The organism is Kribbella sp. (assembly GCF_035655035.1).
In the GTDB taxonomy this organism is placed as follows: domain Bacteria; phylum Actinomycetota; class Actinomycetes; order Propionibacteriales; family Kribbellaceae; genus Kribbella.
This window is the reverse complement of record NZ_DASRVN010000466.1, coordinates 12,158-28,041: the sequence shown is the minus strand read 5'-3', so window position 1 is coordinate 28,041 and position 15,884 is coordinate 12,158. Positions and strand designations below refer to the sequence as shown.

At 69.3% G+C, this 15,884-nt stretch carries 10 protein-coding genes; 2 read left to right on the top strand and 8 right to left on the bottom strand.

Features of this window, described 5'->3' with window-relative positions; genetic code table 11:
- From VFF46_RS25735 to VFF46_RS25725, 3 genes are all read right to left on the bottom strand, one after another.
- Positions 1 to 5,882: hypothetical protein (locus VFF46_RS25735; RefSeq protein ID WP_325039786.1), on the bottom strand; the 5,882-nt coding region annotated here is incomplete at its 3' end.
- Entirely contained in the window at positions 5,879 to 6,265 is a 387-nt protein-coding gene (locus tag VFF46_RS25730; RefSeq protein WP_325039785.1) for a hypothetical protein, read from the bottom strand. The genes VFF46_RS25730 and VFF46_RS25735, both read right to left, overlap by 4 nt.
- Positions 6,262 to 6,588: a YbaB/EbfC family nucleoid-associated protein gene (locus tag VFF46_RS25725; protein WP_325039784.1), complete on the bottom strand. Its 327-nt coding sequence runs from the start codon at positions 6,586 to 6,588 to the stop codon at positions 6,262 to 6,264. The genes VFF46_RS25730 and VFF46_RS25725 overlap by 4 nt, the downstream gene beginning before the upstream one ends.
- 101 nt (positions 6,589 to 6,689) lie before the next feature.
- Between VFF46_RS25725 and mycP the strand changes: the two genes are divergently transcribed.
- A complete protein-coding gene (mycP, locus tag VFF46_RS25720) occupies positions 6,690 to 7,898 on the top strand; it encodes a type VII secretion-associated serine protease mycosin (RefSeq protein ID WP_325039783.1) in 1,209 nt (402 codons plus the stop codon).
- 57 nt (positions 7,899 to 7,955) lie between these two features.
- On the opposite strand, the gene VFF46_RS25715 is transcribed toward mycP, so the two are convergent.
- From VFF46_RS25715 to eccCa, 5 genes are all read right to left on the bottom strand, one after another.
- Complete coding sequence (locus VFF46_RS25715; RefSeq protein WP_325039782.1) at positions 7,956 to 8,249, bottom strand: hypothetical protein; 294 nt, start codon at positions 8,247 to 8,249, stop codon at positions 7,956 to 7,958.
- Positions 8,250 to 8,263: 14 nt separating this feature from the next.
- Positions 8,264 to 8,608 carry a hypothetical protein gene (locus VFF46_RS25710; protein ID WP_325039781.1) on the bottom strand — a complete coding sequence of 115 codons (345 nt, stop codon included), beginning with the start codon at positions 8,606 to 8,608 and terminating at the stop codon, positions 8,264 to 8,266.
- A 148-nt stretch (positions 8,609 to 8,756) separates the two neighbouring features.
- Complete coding sequence (locus VFF46_RS25705; RefSeq protein ID WP_325039780.1) at positions 8,757 to 10,199, bottom strand: hypothetical protein; 1,443 nt, start codon at positions 10,197 to 10,199, stop codon at positions 8,757 to 8,759.
- Positions 10,200 to 10,211: 12 nt separating this feature from the next.
- On the bottom strand, positions 10,212 to 10,583 hold the full coding sequence (locus VFF46_RS25700) for a hypothetical protein (protein WP_325039779.1): 372 nt from the start codon (positions 10,581 to 10,583) through the stop codon (positions 10,212 to 10,214).
- Positions 10,580 to 14,470, bottom strand: coding sequence for a type VII secretion protein EccCa (gene eccCa / locus VFF46_RS25695; RefSeq protein WP_325039778.1), 3,891 nt, complete (start codon positions 14,468 to 14,470; stop codon positions 10,580 to 10,582). The genes VFF46_RS25700 and eccCa overlap by 4 nt, the downstream gene beginning before the upstream one ends.
- Before the next feature lie 114 nt (positions 14,471 to 14,584).
- On the opposite strand from eccCa, the gene eccD reads away from it, so the two are divergent.
- Positions 14,585 to 15,883 carry a type VII secretion integral membrane protein EccD gene (gene eccD / locus VFF46_RS25690; RefSeq protein ID WP_325039777.1) on the top strand — a complete coding sequence of 433 codons (1,299 nt, stop codon included), beginning with the start codon at positions 14,585 to 14,587 and terminating at the stop codon, positions 15,881 to 15,883.
- Position 15,884: the final 1 nt, after the last annotated feature.

Below are 15,884 nucleotides of genomic sequence, written 5' to 3'. Positions count from 1 at the left end.
GACGGCAGCCATCCAAAGGTTTCGGCAACGGTTCTGGCCGTGCTCGACGACTGCCGGGTCGCGTTCTCGACGGCAGCCTCGACCAGTGGGCCGCGGGCTTCGGCGATCACCTCGTGGTGCCTCTCGCGCCAGAAATCCCGGTAGAACCCCTTGGCGGGCAGGGGTTCGACGCCGGCCAGGTCGATCAGGCGGAGGTTGCCGTTGTCGTCGACGAAGTACCTCATGTCACGGCGGAACGAGTATCCCTGGGCCAGCAGGGCGCGGCTGAACAGGTCGAGCTCTTGCGCCGTACGGAAGGTCACTCGCGAGCGCCAGTGCGCGGCCTCGGCCTTGTTCTCGGCGGTTGCGTCGCGGTTCTCGGCCTCGATCAGACCGCCGGCGACCGGCGCCATCGCGACACCGATGTAGTTCTTGTTGTCGACCGTCACCCGGACCAACCCGTACGGCGTGGGACCGAAGCCGGTCAGGTAGGCGCCGTACAGGCCTTCGAGTTCGGCTTGGGCCGTTTCCTGGTTGATAGCGGTGTCGGCGTACAGCTTGACGACCCAGTCGCGGTTATCGGGTCCGGTCATCAGGTGAGCACCGGCGTTCGGGTCCTCGGAGGCGAGGCGTCCGGCGTCGCCGGCACTGCTCAACTGCGGCGGCAGGGACTCGAGCCGACCGAAGTCCGTGGCATCGGCAAAGTCGCTCGACGGACGCGCGAGCGGCGCCGGAACCGGCGCGTCGGCGATCCCGGCGCCGAACAAGGTGCCCTTGCTGAACACCTCCTGGTAGCTGAGTCCTTCCCAGCTCCTGACCTCGTGCATCAGGAGCTCCGGATCGAGCGACCGCAGCCGCGGACTTTCGAGCAACGGCCGGAGACCTTCCAACCGGACCGGATCGTTCGCCGTGAGCTTCGCGACGATCCCCCGAACCTCGGCCTGATCCTCAGCCGCCAATTGCCGATACACCGGCCCACCAGCCGCCTGCGGCCCATCGGGCACCCGCCGACTCCGAGCGCTGTCGTCCACACGCTGCGCCGTACCAAGGTCGTCGGACTGCTGCGGGTGCCTGCCGTCGGACTGCTGCGTCGTACTGGCTTGGCTCTGGGGTACGGCGGTGTGCCGGGCGCGGATGTTGGCGATGTTGGACTGCTGCGACGCGAGCTGGGCGGCGTGGATCGCGGTGGTGTAGTTCTCGATGGCGAGCGCCTTCTCGGTCTGACGCACTGCTTCGTCTGCCGCCTTCAGGGTCTCGGCGGTTTGGGCGCCCGCGCCCAGCGCGACGGCCTTTGCGTGGGCGACGGCTGCGTCCGCGTAGGCCTCGAGCGCGCGCTTGTGGGCGGCGGTGGACGGTGAATCGTGGTACGCGATGGCGGCCTCGAGCGCGCTCCGCCGGCGGCGGAAGAGTTCGTCCTGGTGGGAGACGACCAGAGAGGCCTCGCCGGGCGCGCCCTGGCGGCCTGCCCGGGTCAGGACCTGGACCGTGTTGCGTGGCGAATTCGGGTCGTAGTAGCCGGCGCGCATCGCGATTCCGCCGGTGATTGCCTCCCGGCCGCCGCGCTCCTTGACGGTGAAGACGTGCACGTCGGCCGCGGGCCGGTCGCCGTAGGTGAACGCGTCCGGGTGCACCTTGATGTCGATACCGCGGCCGAGCACCTTGTTCCCGATCGTGATCGTGCCCAGTTCACCGGCCTTCTTCAAGGTGGCGCGCATCTGGATGTCGTAGTTGGACTCCTTCACGTCGGGAGTACGTTCACCCGCGTCAGGCTCGGCGCCGATCCACTCCGCCATCCGCTCGGCGTTGATCTTCTCGATCCGGATCGCGTCGGCGGACAGGTTCCGTTCGTTCAGCCGTTTGATCAGCAGTTCATAGACCTGTACGACCTCTTCGTTGTGCTCGGTGGCGATCACCTGCGGCCGCCCGGTCGACAGGTTGCCGTCCTTGGCCATGTCCGCGATCGCCTGGTCCACGATGGCCTGGTACTTCTCCTCGATTGTCGTGACCTGCAGCGTCGGCCGGTACTCCAGCTTCGCATCGTTGAACCTGTCGATCTCGACGACTGGGCCGACCTTGTCCTCGCCGTACAGCTCGCGGATCGCCGGCTCGGCCTCCTTCATCGTTCCCGACATACCGCTCATCCGGTCATAGCTGTCGAGCACATCCCGCGTCGTGATCGCCTTCGCGTGTTCGGGGTCCGCGCGCACCTCCAGGCCGTGGCGTGCCTCGAGCGCCTGGCCGACGCCTGTCCAGCGCTGTTCGAGCTGGGTCTCCCGATCGATCAGCAGGTCGTGGTCGTGCTGGCCGATGATCAGGATCCGCTTTTCGCCGCCGATCGCGCCGATGACGTAGTCATGGCCTTCGCGCAGGACCCAGTGAGCCTGCGCCGCGCTCTCCAGCCGCGTGACGTACTTGGCGAACTGACGCGACGTGGGCTTCAGGCCGGTCTCGCCGGCCAGCTTCAGCCGTCCGTCCGGGCTCAGCTTGGCACCCACCCCGTTGAGCGGTTCCCGGTCGGGCGTCAGGCCGAGGTCGGCGTACGTGAACTTGCCGCTGTCCAGGGATCGCTGCGCGAGCATGACCTCGGCCTCGACCTTCGCGCTCGCCTTGCCGGCGGCGCCGGAGCTGTGTGTGTAGACCTGCGTGGCGCGGTCGATCGCCACCGCGTCGGCCTCGTCGATGATGACGTCCTTGCCCGGGACCCGGTGGCCGCGGCCCATGCTCCAACCGAAAGCGGCGACATCGCCGACGTACACGGTGCGGCCGCTCGGCTTCGGATACCGTACGGCGGGATCGACGAGGATGACGTCGTACCCGAGCGGCTCGAGGACCTGCCGGAACTGGGAGTAGGCCTCCCCGGCGAGGGTCCGGTTCGACGTCATGAAGTGCACCGGGCGATCCGCCGCGATCATGCCGACGGCGACGGCGGCGACCGGGGACTTTCCTTCCCCGGGCAGCATCTGCACCGTCGAGCCGTCGCGCAGCGCCACCTCGGCCTGGATCTGGGTCACGTTCAGCGCGAAGCCCCAACCGCCGTCGTTGCGGTGGATCATCTCGTGCATCGCGAGCTGGAGCGCCTCGTCGGGGGTGACGTTCTCGGGGAGGGCGTCCTTGAGGACCTCGAGCTTCCCATCTCCGAACTGCTTGATCTCCTCGGGGCTGAGCCGCGCTAGCGCGTAGTCCAGCTTCGCCGACAGGTACGACATCCGCTCGGACTCGGCCAGCTGCTTGGCGGCGCGCAACGGCGCAGCCGCGATCTCAGCTGCTTTGACGACGTCCCGTGCGGACTCGTACTGCTTCGTCGCCGCCGTCACCTTTTCCTGCAGCTCGTCGCGTGCCTCGTCGTGCGGCTTGTGGCGCGGCTTGTCCGTCCGGACATCCGGGTCGCCGTGCCTGTCGAGGTACTTGCGGAGCGCCCGCGCGGCATCCTTCAGGTCCTTGCGTGCCTCCTTCAGGTCCTTGCGCGCGTCCTTCAGATCCCTGCCGGTCTCCTTGGCCCTGTTCTGGACTTCCTTGGTGTGCTGCGCCTTCTGGGCTTCTTCGTACCGGGCCTGCGCTGCCTTGGCGGCCGCCTGCCGCCGCTCCACCTCTTTCTGGTGTTCGGGTTCCTGACTCCAGTCCTTCTGTACTTCGGCAGTCGCGGAAGGCTCGCGACCAGCCTCCTCGCCCGTACGAGCCCGACCGGCCCCAGCCGACGATCCGCCCTCGGCCTCCGGCCCAACCTGCGCCTCGGAAACCTTGCCCTGCACACCTTGGCGATCCCCAACCCGCGAGGACCCTTCAGGCGTCCTTTCATCAGCAGACGAGTCGGCCCGCGGAGTGCCTTCACCAGCAGAGACATCGGCTCTGGAGGCTCCTTCACCCGCAGCAGTTCCACCAAGCGAGCCAGCCTCATCGGTGGACGCATCGTCGCGCGAGCCACTTGCACCGCCACTCGCGTCACCACGCGAACCCGGCTCGCCGGCGGGCGCACCATCGCGCGAACCAACGTCACCTGTACGCGCGTCGCCACGTGCGCCGGCCTCACCAGCAGTCGCTTCCCCTTGCGCGATACGCTCACTGATCGGGGCGCTGGGTGTGCTGTTCTGGTGGTTGCCCGGGCGTACTGGGGATCCGGGTTGGCGGTTGGCTGGATCGGCAACCTTCGCTCCTGGCTGACCACTCGCCGGAACCATCTGCCTCTCCGCACCACCCGGCTCGACCGCCGTACCCGGCTTGTCCGCACCAGACGGCTTGTCGGCACCAGCGGAGTTGTCAGGTCCGGCGGGCTTCTCGGTGCCGGCTGGCTTGTCGGCGCCGGCCGGCTTCTCGGTGCCGGCTGGTTTGTCGGCGTCGGCTGGTCTGTTGGCTGCGGCCGGGTCTTGGGGTGTTGCGGGTGCTTCCTTGCCCGGCGACTGGGGTTGGTCGGGTACGGCGGGTTTGTCCGGGCCGGACGGTGGATTGTCGGGTGGGGCTGCCTTCTCGGCTCCGGCGCCCTTGTCGGGTGCAGCCGCCTTGCCCGGCTGCGACGTTGTCGTGGTCTTCGCCGCCGGCGTGGTCGTGTCGGTGGCAGCTCGGGCGGCCGGGCTGCCCGAGGCATCCGGCGTACGCGCGCCGGCGGCCGGCTGGGCGGCACCGACGCTCGGGGCCACTCCGGCCTCCGCACCAGTCGTCGAGCCGGCGTTGTGCCCCGTCCCGTTCCCGGTCTGCGCCGTACCGTTGCCAGTCTGTGCGCTACCGCTGCCAGTCTGCGCCGTACCGCCTGTCTGGGTTGAACCGGTCCCAGCACCAGTCGCGTCAGTCCCGGTCGGCGCGGCTGAAGCATTCGGAGCTGTCGCCTCGAGACCCGGCTTGACGGTCTCCGGTGGGCCGTCGGGTGTGTGGTCGCCGCCGATCGTCGAGTGGTTGCGGACCGGGGCGACCTCGATCGGGTCGCCGTGGGGGCCGCCGGCGGTCGGGCCATGCGAGCCGCCGCCTGGGACAGCCGCACCCATCACAGCGGACTTCCACAGCTCTTCGCCAGTCGGCAACGTGTGGGTGACGACGATGGAGTTGGCGGCCGGCATGCTCACGCCCATCGTGGCGGCGCCGGCGGCCCGCCGGATGAGAAACTGCTGCACGGGACCGTCCAGCGCGCTCACCTTGCGAGTCGCGAAACTGCTCACGCTGCCCAATCCCACGCTGGCGGCGATCGCGATCGGTGTCGCGACCGCGGCGACCTCCGCGGCCTGCCTGGTCTCGCCCCAGTCCCAGCCGTCCGCGTGGCCGCCGTCCTTCGTGGTGCGGCCCGACTGGTTGGTGAGTACGCCGTACGCCTGCGAGATCGTGTTCGGTGCCAGGCCGTACCCGACCCCGCCGGCACCGGCGAGGACCAGGCCGCGGACGACACTGACCGGAGCCAGCGCCGGCCTCTTCCCGGCCTGCGCCACGATCGCGCGGACCGCATCCTTGATCGCGGCTTGCGCGCCCTTGTGGATGAACTCCTTCAGCCCCTGCCGTAACGCCTGCCGCAGGCCCAGCGAGATCAGCTTGCCTGCCGGGATCGCGAACATCAGGATGCCGATCACGATCTGGGCGAAGATCAGAATCTTGGTCCGGACGATCGTGTCGGCCTGGTCCCGCAGATACTGCGCGAGATCCGCGGCCGCCACCGCCATCGCCTCGGCACCGCCGAACTTCGGATCGGTGCCGTAGGCAAGGACCTCCGCGCCCAGCGCCCGTCCGCCCTCACCGTTCCAGGCCGCCAGGACAGCGGTCGATTGCTCACGGCATCCGCCGGCGACGGTCGAGCGCAGTCCCGCTGCGATCGCGTCGTACTGGCGGGCGCTCTCGCGCAGCGCGTCCTCGTCACCCTTCGGCCAGTCGTCGGGATCGACACCGACGATCGCCCCGAGGAATTCGACGATCGGGTGCCACCAGCTCACGTCGGCCGGCCGGCGTCGGCGGCGGGCGGTGCCGCGTTGGCCGGCAGGGGCATGCCGTCGGTCTGCAGGTCGAGGTCGGCGGCCCGGAGCGCGTCCGCGTTGTGCCCGTCGACCTGCTCGACCAGGTTCCCGGCGGCTGTGATCCCGTCTCCGATGTTGAGCAGGCTCTGTTCGATCGCCGCGCCCGCCTGGCTCAGATAGGCGAAGCGCTGGCTGAATCCGTCGGCCATCTTCCGCCCCATGTCGTCACCGCCGAAGGCCTTGGCGAGGCTGTCCGGCCCGAGGTCCTTCAGCGCACCGGTCAGCCACGCACCACTGGTGGTACCGAGCTCGCGTACCTTCTCGGCGGCGTCGTACACGGCCGACAGATCGACCTCGGTCATGACAGTCGCTCCGCGAGGTCGTCGTAGCGGGCGGCGATCTTGGCGGCCATCGCGGTACTGGCCTCGGTCAGCGTGGCGAGGATCGCGGCGGCCAGGCTCCGTGGGTCCTGATCGCGGAAGATGCCGGGGTCGAACTCGAGCTCCCGGACGTCGCCGTGGACTCCGATCGTGACCTTGATCTGCCGGTCCGGCGAGACCACTGTGACGGTGATCGACTCGAGCTCGGCCTGGAAGGCGTTCATCGCGGACAGCGAGCGCTGGAGCTCGTTGTCCAGGCCGAGCGCGGACAGTTCCTTGCCGAGGCGGAATTCCGACGGGTCCATGGGAACAGGGTCCGATCCGGACGGCGATCGTGGTCAGCCCTTGGCCACAAGGGGTCAGAACTCGTGGCCCGATCGGGCCGGGACCTACGGTCCGGAGGGTGATGACTGTCAGAGCGGGCCGCCTGACCGCGGCCACCGCCGGTGCGTTGCTCGTGGGGTTGCCGACGATCACGTCGGCGCCGGCCGCGTCCGCCGTACCGCCGGCCGGAATGTGTCAGTACGCCGAAGCCGGCGGGACCCCGGTGAGCAAGTTGCCGTGGGCGCAGACCTGGCTCGCGCCCGACCGGGTACCGGCGGGGATCACCGGCCGCGGCGTGACCGTCGCCGTGATCGACTCCGGCGTCGACGCCGATCACCCACAACTGAGCGCACCCGGCGCGGTGCTGCCCGGCCGCGACCTGCTGACACCGGGCGACACCCGCGCGAATTTCGACTGTGTCTCGCACGGTACGGCGGTGGCCGGCATCATCGCCGCCCGTCCCGCCCAGGGGATCGGCTTCCGCGGGATCGCGCCCGGCGCCACCATCCTGCCGATCCGGGTCAGCGAACGCGACGCGAGCCAGGACCAGGGCGACGCCGTCAGTCCGACGGTGTTCGCCGGCGCAATCCGGTACGCCGTCGACGCCGGCGCCTCGGTGATCAACATCTCGCTGTCGATGTACGGCGACCAGAAACCGGTCCGGGACGCCGTCCGGTACGCCGAACAGCACGACGCGCTGATCGTCGCCGCAGCCGGCAACGCCCACGCCCAGCAGGGAGCGGACCCGATCACCTACCCGGCGGCGTACCCGGGGGTCCTCGGGGTCGGCGCGATGACGATCGACGGGACCCGTCTGCAGAACTCGCAGGTCGGCTCGTACGTCGACATCTCCGCGCCCGGCGGTGGCGTCCTTTCGGCGACCCGGGTCCGCGGTCACCGGTACTACGACGGCACCAGCTTCGCCGCCGCGTTCGTCAGCGGTACGGCGGCACTCGTCCGTTCGGCCGATCCGCACCTGTCGGCGGCCCAGGTCGCGAACCGCCTGATCGCCACCGCCACGCCCGCAGCCGGTCCGGCGGATCAGTTCGGCGCCGGCGTGGTGAACCCGTACCGCGCGGTACAGGACGTCCTCGCGACGGCGAAACCCGCAGTACTGCCCCGAGTCCGTCCCGCAAAGGTCGACCCGATCGCGGATCGACGTATCCTGGCCCGGACCGCGGCCGGTCGGGAAGGTCGCCGAATCGCCTTGCTGGCTGCAGTTCTCGCGGCACTCGTCGTGGTTGTCGCCATCGTCGTACCACTCGGCCGCCGGCGCAACTGGCGCGCATGACAAAAGCCCGGCCCCGTCGCGGGGCCGGGCTTTGTCGTTGGGACAGCAGTCGTCCGGTCAGCAGTCCCGGGCAGCGTTCGCGGCGCGCTGGTCGGCGCGCTGCATCCCGATCTGCGCCTCGTCCATAGCTTGTGCCCGTTTGTCCAACCTCGCGTTGACCTCCACGGTCGCCGCCCTCCAGAGCGTCCGCAGGCTCTGGAACTCCGCGGCACCCTCCGGGCTGTCCCAGGCGTGGAACATGTTGGTCATGGCCTGCTCGAACTGGTCTGTCAGGTCGGTCACAGCCTTGTTGGCGCCGGCCATGTCGACGGCGCCTTGCCCCATCTGGTTGTACGGGTAGTTGATCAGCATGACGGCATCCCTTCCTAGAGGACAGTGGTATCGATGGCGCCGTGACCGCCGGCGCTTCCGGTGCCGGCGCCGCCACCCGCGAAGCCGCCGGACTGGCCGGCCAGCGTGCGGAACGCCTGCTGGCCGTCGGCGTCCTGGGTCTCGTATCCCACCTTCGAGACGGTGATGCCGTCAGCCATCCGGTGCAGCTTCGCGCACAGCTTGTCCATCGCTTCGAGGTGGTTGTGGTGCCCCTGCCAGAACGGATTCTTGATCTCGCCGTCCATCGTGCTCAGCCCGCTCATCGCGCCGTCGAGCGAGGCCATCACCGACCTCAGGTTGTCGGCGATCGTGGCGGCCGCCGAGGCCGTCTGCATCATCCTCGGGGTATCGGCCCTGGTACCGGCCATGGCGTTTCCTCCTTGCTGGGTTGCCGATGCGTGATCACCGGTTGGTATCACGCTAGGTCGGTGCGCGCGGGTCTCCCGGCGCGTACCGGTTGCGGCCATCGGATGGCCGGTTGTGCGGTCAGATGCGCCACAGGTCCTCGTCGAGTACGTCGCGCTCGACCGCGCGGGCGGCGGATCGCTTGCGTTTGCGCAGTGGCGGTACGCCGGACGCCGTCCGGGACTCGCCGTTCGTACGGCCCTGCAGATCGGACTGCACACCCTGCCGCCGGAGCCGTTCACTCTCGCTCTGGTCGGCCGGGACGTTGAACCCGGGCTTGCGGCCGGCACCGGGCTTGATGTCCCGTACACCGTTGCCGCCGGCACCCATGCCGCCGTTCTGCGCTGGGTACATCGGCGGCGTGCTCTGCTTGGCGGCCGTCGACGCCGTGGTCGAGGCCTGGCCGGACAGTTGCGGCTCGGTGCCCGCCGTACCCGCCGTACCCGAGACGGTCGCGGACTTCTGTACGGGCGTCGTCGTACGTTGCGACGTACCGGAAGACCCGCCGACCGAACTGTTGCCGAGGGCACCGGCACCGCCGCCGCCGCCGAGGGAGCCGATGGGGAAGTTGGTCGAGCTGTCGCCGGGCAACGTCGGTACCGACGGGGTGTGGAACGTCGGCGCGGTCGTCGTTCCCGCACCACCGGCCAGCGCGGGCGAGTCGGTCAGCGGTACGTGGGCCGAAGGCATGGTGACCGTCGGCGTGGTGGCGGTCGTGCTGGGATCGACCAGGTCCTTGGCGTGCTGGGCGAGCGTGATCCACTTGTCCAGGTTGTCCGGTACCTTCCCGAGCAGATCGATGCCCTTGCCAACGACATCGATGACCTTGCCCGCTTCGTCGACCGGATCCGTAGGCGTCTTGTCATCCGGCTTCTTGTCCGCAGGCGTCTTGTCATCCGGCCCAGCCTTGGTCTGCGCACTCTCCCCACCACCCCCGCCCTTCCCCGCCCCGGTCCCCGACCCGTCGCCTTTGTCCGGCGGCGGCTGATCCTTGGAGTCCGGCACCGCCCGGGGACCTTCCCATACCTGTGCCGGCGGACCGTCCTTGTCGGACAATGCACCGGACATCAATCCCGCCAGTTGCGTGATCGCTTGCTGGGCCTGGTAGTCGATCATGCTGACACCAAGCTGCGCCCAGTACCGATCGGAGTCGTTCTTCGCCTGGTCGACCTTCTGAACCTGCTTCTTCCGCTCGTCCACGCAGTGCTGCACCACGACCCGGGCGTTGCCGATCGCGTCGCCCACCGTTTGCAGGTTGACGGTCAGCTTGCGACCGTAGTTCCCCCAGTCGGTCAGCGACCGCAGATCACGGTTGATCCGGCCGTCGAAGGCCTTCTGCGCATTCGAGTCGTTGCTCTGCCGCCATACGGTGATCTCGCCACTCGCACCCGTGATGCCGGCCCCGACGTTGTCCGCCGCGACCGCCATCTTCCCCCAGGCCCGGGCCGCCGCCAGCCAGGCCTCGGGGTGCTCCCCGGCCAGCATCTGCTGGATCTGGTTCGCGTCGCACTTGCTGTAGTCCATCTCGGCGATCTCCTATGCGGCAGGTGGCGTCGGCAGCACCGGATAGGTCGGTGCCGGTTCGGGGAGCGGCTTTCCTTCGACATCGTGGAACGACAGGTTGATCGCGTTCACGCGGGCCGCGCTGTCACCGTCCGCCCCCTCGTAGGTGTCGATGAGCGTGGTGGCGAACTGCCGGAGCCCGTCCAGGCCCTGCGGCACCTCCGTGCCGAAGAGCTCGAGACTCCGGAGGAAGCCGAGGTGGAGCCGGTTGGCGTTCTGGCTCTCGGCCATCGGACCCGCGAGGTTGGAGCCTTGCGCGATCAGGTCCGGCAGCCAGCCGAAGTCCTCCTTCGGCACCTTGTCCCGGAAGTTGCGGATCTCTTGGGCGTCGAACAACAGACTCATGGGTGCTCCTGTGTCAACGGGTTCGGGTCAGGTGGGCAGTCCACCAGTTGGATGAGTTGGGTGGTGCCGCGGCGGCCGACGAGGTGGCCACGGCCTGGCGGCAGGGTCTCGGGTTTGGTGGTGCCGAGGAGTGCGCCTTCGGACCTGTCGCCGCTCAGCAGCAGGCCGGGGGTGCCGAGGTCGCGCAGGCGGGCGATCAGTGGCTCGTAGATCGCGCGGCCGGCGCCGCCGCTGCGGCGGGTGACGATCAGGTGCAGGCCGATGTCGCGGCCGTGGGCCAGGTAGTCGATCAGGCCGCCGAGCGGATTGGAGGTCTGTCCAACGACCAGGTCGTAGTCGTCGACCAGGATGTGGATGTCGGGCCCGGTCCATTCGCCGGACTGGCGGCGTTCGAGGACCGGCAGCAGGTCGGTGACCATCGCCTCGACGCCGCGTGGCTCCGAGAACGTCCCCATCACATGCTCGGCGGAGAGGTGCAGCGAGCGGCGGTAGTCGACCAGGATGATCCGTGCCTCGGTCGGTTCGTACCGCTCGGTGATCGAGCGGGCCAGCCGGCGCAGGAACCCGGTCTTCCCGGACTCGGTGTCGCCGAACAGCAGGAAGTGCGGGTCGGCGTCGAGGTCGAGGGCCACCGGGCCGAGGTCACGTTCGGACAGCCCGATCGGCAGGCCTGCGACAGGTTTGCGTCGCAGTACGGCGGCCAACTTGGCCTCCTGCAACTGGAGCGGGAGCAGCCGGACCCGCGGAGCACCCGACACCGGCCAGGCCGCCGCGAGCTGTGGGCCGAGGTCGGCGTCCGGGGTTGCCACGACGAAGTGCTGTGCCTTGTCGGCGAGTCCTCGGCCGGGCTTGTCGGCCGGCACGCTCATCGCGGCACGGCGGTCGATGACCGAGTCCGACGGGTCGCCCAGCCGGAGCTCGATCCGGGTGCCGAACAGGTCACGGATCGTGCCGCGCAGGTCGAACCAGCGCGAACAGGTCGCGATCACGTGCACGCCGTACGCGAGGCCGCGGCCGGCGATCTCGCCCAGGATCGGCTCGAGGTCCTCGAAGTCGGAACGCAGGACCGGCCAGCCGTCGACGACCAGGAACACGTCGCCCCACGGGTCGTCGGCGAACTCCCCGGCCGCCCGCCGTTCCCGGTACGACGCCATGCTCTCCACACCGTGCTCGCCGAAGTACCGCTCCCGGGCGGCCAGCAATTGCTGTACTTCGGCGATCGTCCGGCGTACGGCGCCGACGTCGAGGCGCGGCGCCACGCCGCCGACGTGCGGGAACTCACGGAGCGCGGAGAGGGATCCGCCGCCGAAGTCGAGGCAGTAGAACTGCACCTCGCGCGGCGTGTGGGTCAGCGCGAGGGCCGAGACCAGCGCGCGGACCGCCGTACTCTTGCCGCTGCGTGGTCCGCCGACCACGACCGCGTGACCGGCGCCGGCCGACAGGTCCACGACGAACGGGTCGCGCCGCTGCTCCAGCGGCTTGTCCACCAGGCCGATCGAGACGCGGAGCTTCCCGCGTGCTCCGGCCGCCGCGACGGTCAGGCCGCGGTCCGGGTCGACGGTCAACGCCGGCAGGAGGCTGGTGAGGGCCGGCGGGTCCTCCAGCGGCGGCAGCCAGATCTGGTGGGCCGGTTTTCCCTTGTTCTCCAGGCGATCCACGAGGATGTCGAGCAGCTTCTCGCCGACGCCGTCGTCCTCCGGCTCCTCCTCGGCCTCGGTGGCCGGCATGGATACGTATGCACTCGTGTACTCCGCCACGTCGTCCGCGACATCGTTGCCTGACGCAACCGAACTGATCGCCGGGCGGTGCACGCCGGACACGTAGGCGGAGCGGAACCGGACGAGCGTCTCGGTACCGATCTGCAGGAACCCGTGGCCGGGCGCCCGCGGCAGCTCGTACGCGTCCGGGATGCCGAGCACCACACGGCTGTCCATCGCCGAGAAGGTCCGCAGACCGATCCGGTACGACAGGTGCGCGTCCAGACCACGCAGCCGGCCCTCTTCCAGCTTCTGGCTGGCCAGCAGCAGGTGTACGCCGAGGGCTCGGCCCAGGCGGCCGATCTGGTTGAACATGTCGATGAAATCCGGCTTCGCCGACAGGAGCTCGGAGAACTCGTCGCAGATCACCAGCAACGTCGGTACCTCGGGGAGGTCGGCGCCGGCCGCTCTGGCGAGCTCGTACTCGCGGACGGACTCGTAGTTGCCTGCCCGCCGCAGCAGCTCCTGACGGCGGATCAGCTCGCCACCGATCGCGTCGGACATCCGGTCGACAAGTGCCAGCTCCTCACTGAGGTTGGTGATCACCGCACTGGTGTGAGGAAGCCTGTCCAGCTTGGTGAACGTCGCACCGCCCTTGAAGTCCACCAGCGCGAAGTTGAGGCTGTCGGACGAGTGCGTAGCAGCCAGTGCGAGCACCAGCGTCCGCAGCAGCTCGCTCTTGCCGGAGCCGGTCGCACCGATCAGCAGACCGTGCGGCCCCATACCGTCCTGGGCGGACTCCTTCAGGTCGAGCTCGACCGGCGTACCGTCCGCAGTGACACCGAAGCGGACGCGCAGCCGGTCCCTGTTCGGCCTGGGTCCCCAGTGCCGCGCCGTGTCGTAGCTGTAGGGATCCCCGAGACCAAGCAGATCCGTGAGGCCGAACACCGAGGCAAAGCTCTCCTCACCGTCGCCCCCGGCCGACAGTCGCAGTGGAGCGAGCAGACGGGCCAGCGCATCCGCGTCCGGGATGGTGAACCTGTCCGCGGTACCGACCTCGGACTCGCCGTCCGCGGTGACGCTGGTCAGCGCACCGTCGTCAGCCACGTCCAGCAGCACGGTGGAACGGTCGAGCAGCCGCGGCGGCTGGGTGGTCAGATCGATGACGCTGACTCCCTCGACACCGTTACCGGCCATGAGGTGGTCAGAGCCGAGCACGTCACCGCCGTCGATCAGTACGACGATGTGCGGACCGTCCACGCGACCCGTAGCAGCCGGGTCGAACCGCGGTCGCTGCGCCAGCAGGTCACCCAGTACCGACTCGAGGTCCGGAACGCTCTTGCTGATCAGGCGGATCGGCCCGAGCGCGTCGGACTTCTCCGGGTGGTGTGCGTGCGGCAGCCACTTCAGCCACTCCCAGTCCGCTCTTGTCTCCGGACCGATGACAGCCGTGATCAGGAGGTCGTCCGGCGAGTGGAACGTCGCCAGCTGCGCTACGAGCGCACGTGCGAGGCTGCGAGCACGGTCCGGGTCGCCGTCGACGTACACACGTGCAAAACCACGGAGTGCCATAGCGACAGGCAGTCCAGGTACGGAGGAGTACGTCGTGATGAAGCGACGCAGTGCACCTGCCGACAGCGGCTCCAGCTCCTCCAACGGCACCGTGTCGGGAGGAGCGACCGGTGTCGCCAGTGGCTGCGCTCCTGTGCCCACACGCACGATCGCGAAATCGGTGTCGTTGCGGCGGCGCTCCCAGAGGCGGTAGCTCTCGACCAGCGTCCACAGCTGCGTCGGATCGGGATGCAGGTACGACAGCGCCTTCCGTTGCTGTACGACGGCCCGCCGGGCCCGGATGCGCTGCTGCGACAGGTGTCTGAGGTACCCACGTCGTGCCCGGGCCATCTCCCGGCGCGGGGCGCCCTGGCCGGCGAACGCGACCGCGGCCATCCCCAACGCCGACAGACCGAACAGCCCGCCGACGATGTAGCTCATCCGGCCGCCACCGCCGAGCGTCGAGTACATCAACGCCATCGCGCCGCCGCCGGCGAGCATCGGCACCATCATCATGTACTGCGACAGCTGCCTGCTCGCCGGCTGCGGCAGGGCCGGCGGCGGGTCCAGCGAGACGTCACCGCTCGGCAACGCGGGACCCTCGCGACGCGGCGGCCTGCTGACGATGACTGTCGACATGTTCCAGGACGCTAGGCCGCGCAGGAGCGGTGCAGGAGCCGGCGGCCACTTGCTGACTGTCCACAAGCTGCAAGCACGAAGCCCTGTGGTGCTGTGCGTGTCACGGTGTCGGACGTGAGCATTCGTGGACTGGTCAAGGTCACCATCGACGCGCCCGAACGCCGCATCGACCTGGCACTGCCGGAGCGGTCGACGGTGGCCGAGGTGCTGCCCGGAATCGTCCGGCACGCCGGCGACGACCTCGCCGATCTCGGCGCGCTCCAAGGCGGTTGGGTACTGCGCCGCCCCGATGGCGAGGCGCTGGAGACGCACCGGGACCTGTCCGCGCAGGGTGTCCGGGACGGCGAGATCCTGCATCTCGCCCCGGCACACCAGCACTGGCCGGAGCTCGAGTACGACGACCTGGTGGACGCGATCGCCACCGACGCACGGACCAGCGGCCGCGCGTGGACTCCTGGAGCGAGTCGCTGGTGCGGGTTGATCACCGGAACGGTCGCACTGCTGGCAGCCCTCGCCGAGTTCCGGAGTGCGTCCTTCGCGCTGATCGTCGCGGTCGTGCTGATGACGGTTGGCGTCATACTGTCGCGTGCTGTTGGTGACGCGGCGGCTGCTGCGATGAACGGTGCGGTCTCCTTGGTGTTCGCTCTGGCCGCTGGAGCGCTTCGGTTGTCGGACTTCGGTGCGGCGCAGCTGACGGCGGGTGGTGCGGCTCTGTTGCTGTTCGGGGTGCTCGGGTACGTCGGGATCGCCCGCCATACCGCGGTGTTCGTCACCGCTGTGACCGCAGGTGTGCTCGCACTGCTGGCGGGATGGCTGGGCAGCGCACTGGACGGTACGCGGTCGGCTGCTGTTGTCGGCGCCATCGCGGTCGCCTTGATTCCAGTGGCCGCACCGCTGGCCATGCGGATCGGGCGGCTGCCGAAACCCGTTCTGCCGACCAGTACTGCGGACCTGTTGTCCGACGCGCCGCAACCACCACGCCGTCTGGTGCACGCCGCCGTACTGCGGTCTGCTGCTCTTTACACGGGCATCCTCGCTGGGCTCGCTGGTGGACTGGCCTGCTGCCTGTACGTGCTGGCGCGGTCCACGTCGACGCCGGGACGTGTGCTGGTGGTGCTGGTTGTCGGCATCTGCTTGCTACGGGCGCGGCTGCTACCCGTGGTGGCGCATCGGCTCAGTCTTACCGCTGCCGGCCTTGTAGGACTCGGCTGCTTGCTCGTGCAGTCGCCGTACAGCCTGCTGTTGTTCACTGCGGTCGCTGCGTTCCTCGGGCTCTGGTACGGGCGGCACAAGCCGGGGGCGTACTTGGCCCGGTACGCCGAACTGGCTGAGGTCGTCCTGGTGTTGCTGGTGGTGCCGTTCGTCCTGTGGGTGCTGGGGCTGTACGCGTACGTCCGTGGGCTTGGTGGGTGAC

What these genes read in the sequence shown, in the direction of transcription:
- eccCa (WP_325039778.1), bottom strand. Translation starts at nt 14,470, where the DNA reads ATGTCGACAGTCATCGTCAGCAGGCCGCCGCGTCGCGAGGGTCCCGCG.
- VFF46_RS25730 (WP_325039785.1), bottom strand. Translation starts at nt 6,265, where the DNA reads ATGACCGAGGTCGATCTGTCGGCCGTGTACGACGCCGCCGAGAAGGTA.
- VFF46_RS25725 (WP_325039784.1), bottom strand. Translation starts at nt 6,588, where the DNA reads ATGGACCCGTCGGAATTCCGCCTCGGCAAGGAACTGTCCGCGCTCGGC.
- VFF46_RS25710 (WP_325039781.1), bottom strand. Translation starts at nt 8,608, where the DNA reads ATGATGCAGACGGCCTCGGCGGCCGCCACGATCGCCGACAACCTGAGG.
- mycP (WP_325039783.1), top strand. Translation starts at nt 6,690, where the DNA reads ATGACTGTCAGAGCGGGCCGCCTGACCGCGGCCACCGCCGGTGCGTTG.
- VFF46_RS25705 (WP_325039780.1), bottom strand. Translation starts at nt 10,199, where the DNA reads ATGGACTACAGCAAGTGCGACGCGAACCAGATCCAGCAGATGCTGGCC.
- VFF46_RS25715 (WP_325039782.1), bottom strand. Translation starts at nt 8,249, where the DNA reads ATGCTGATCAACTACCCGTACAACCAGATGGGGCAAGGCGCCGTCGAC.
- VFF46_RS25700 (WP_325039779.1), bottom strand. Translation starts at nt 10,583, where the DNA reads ATGAGTCTGTTGTTCGACGCCCAAGAGATCCGCAACTTCCGGGACAAG.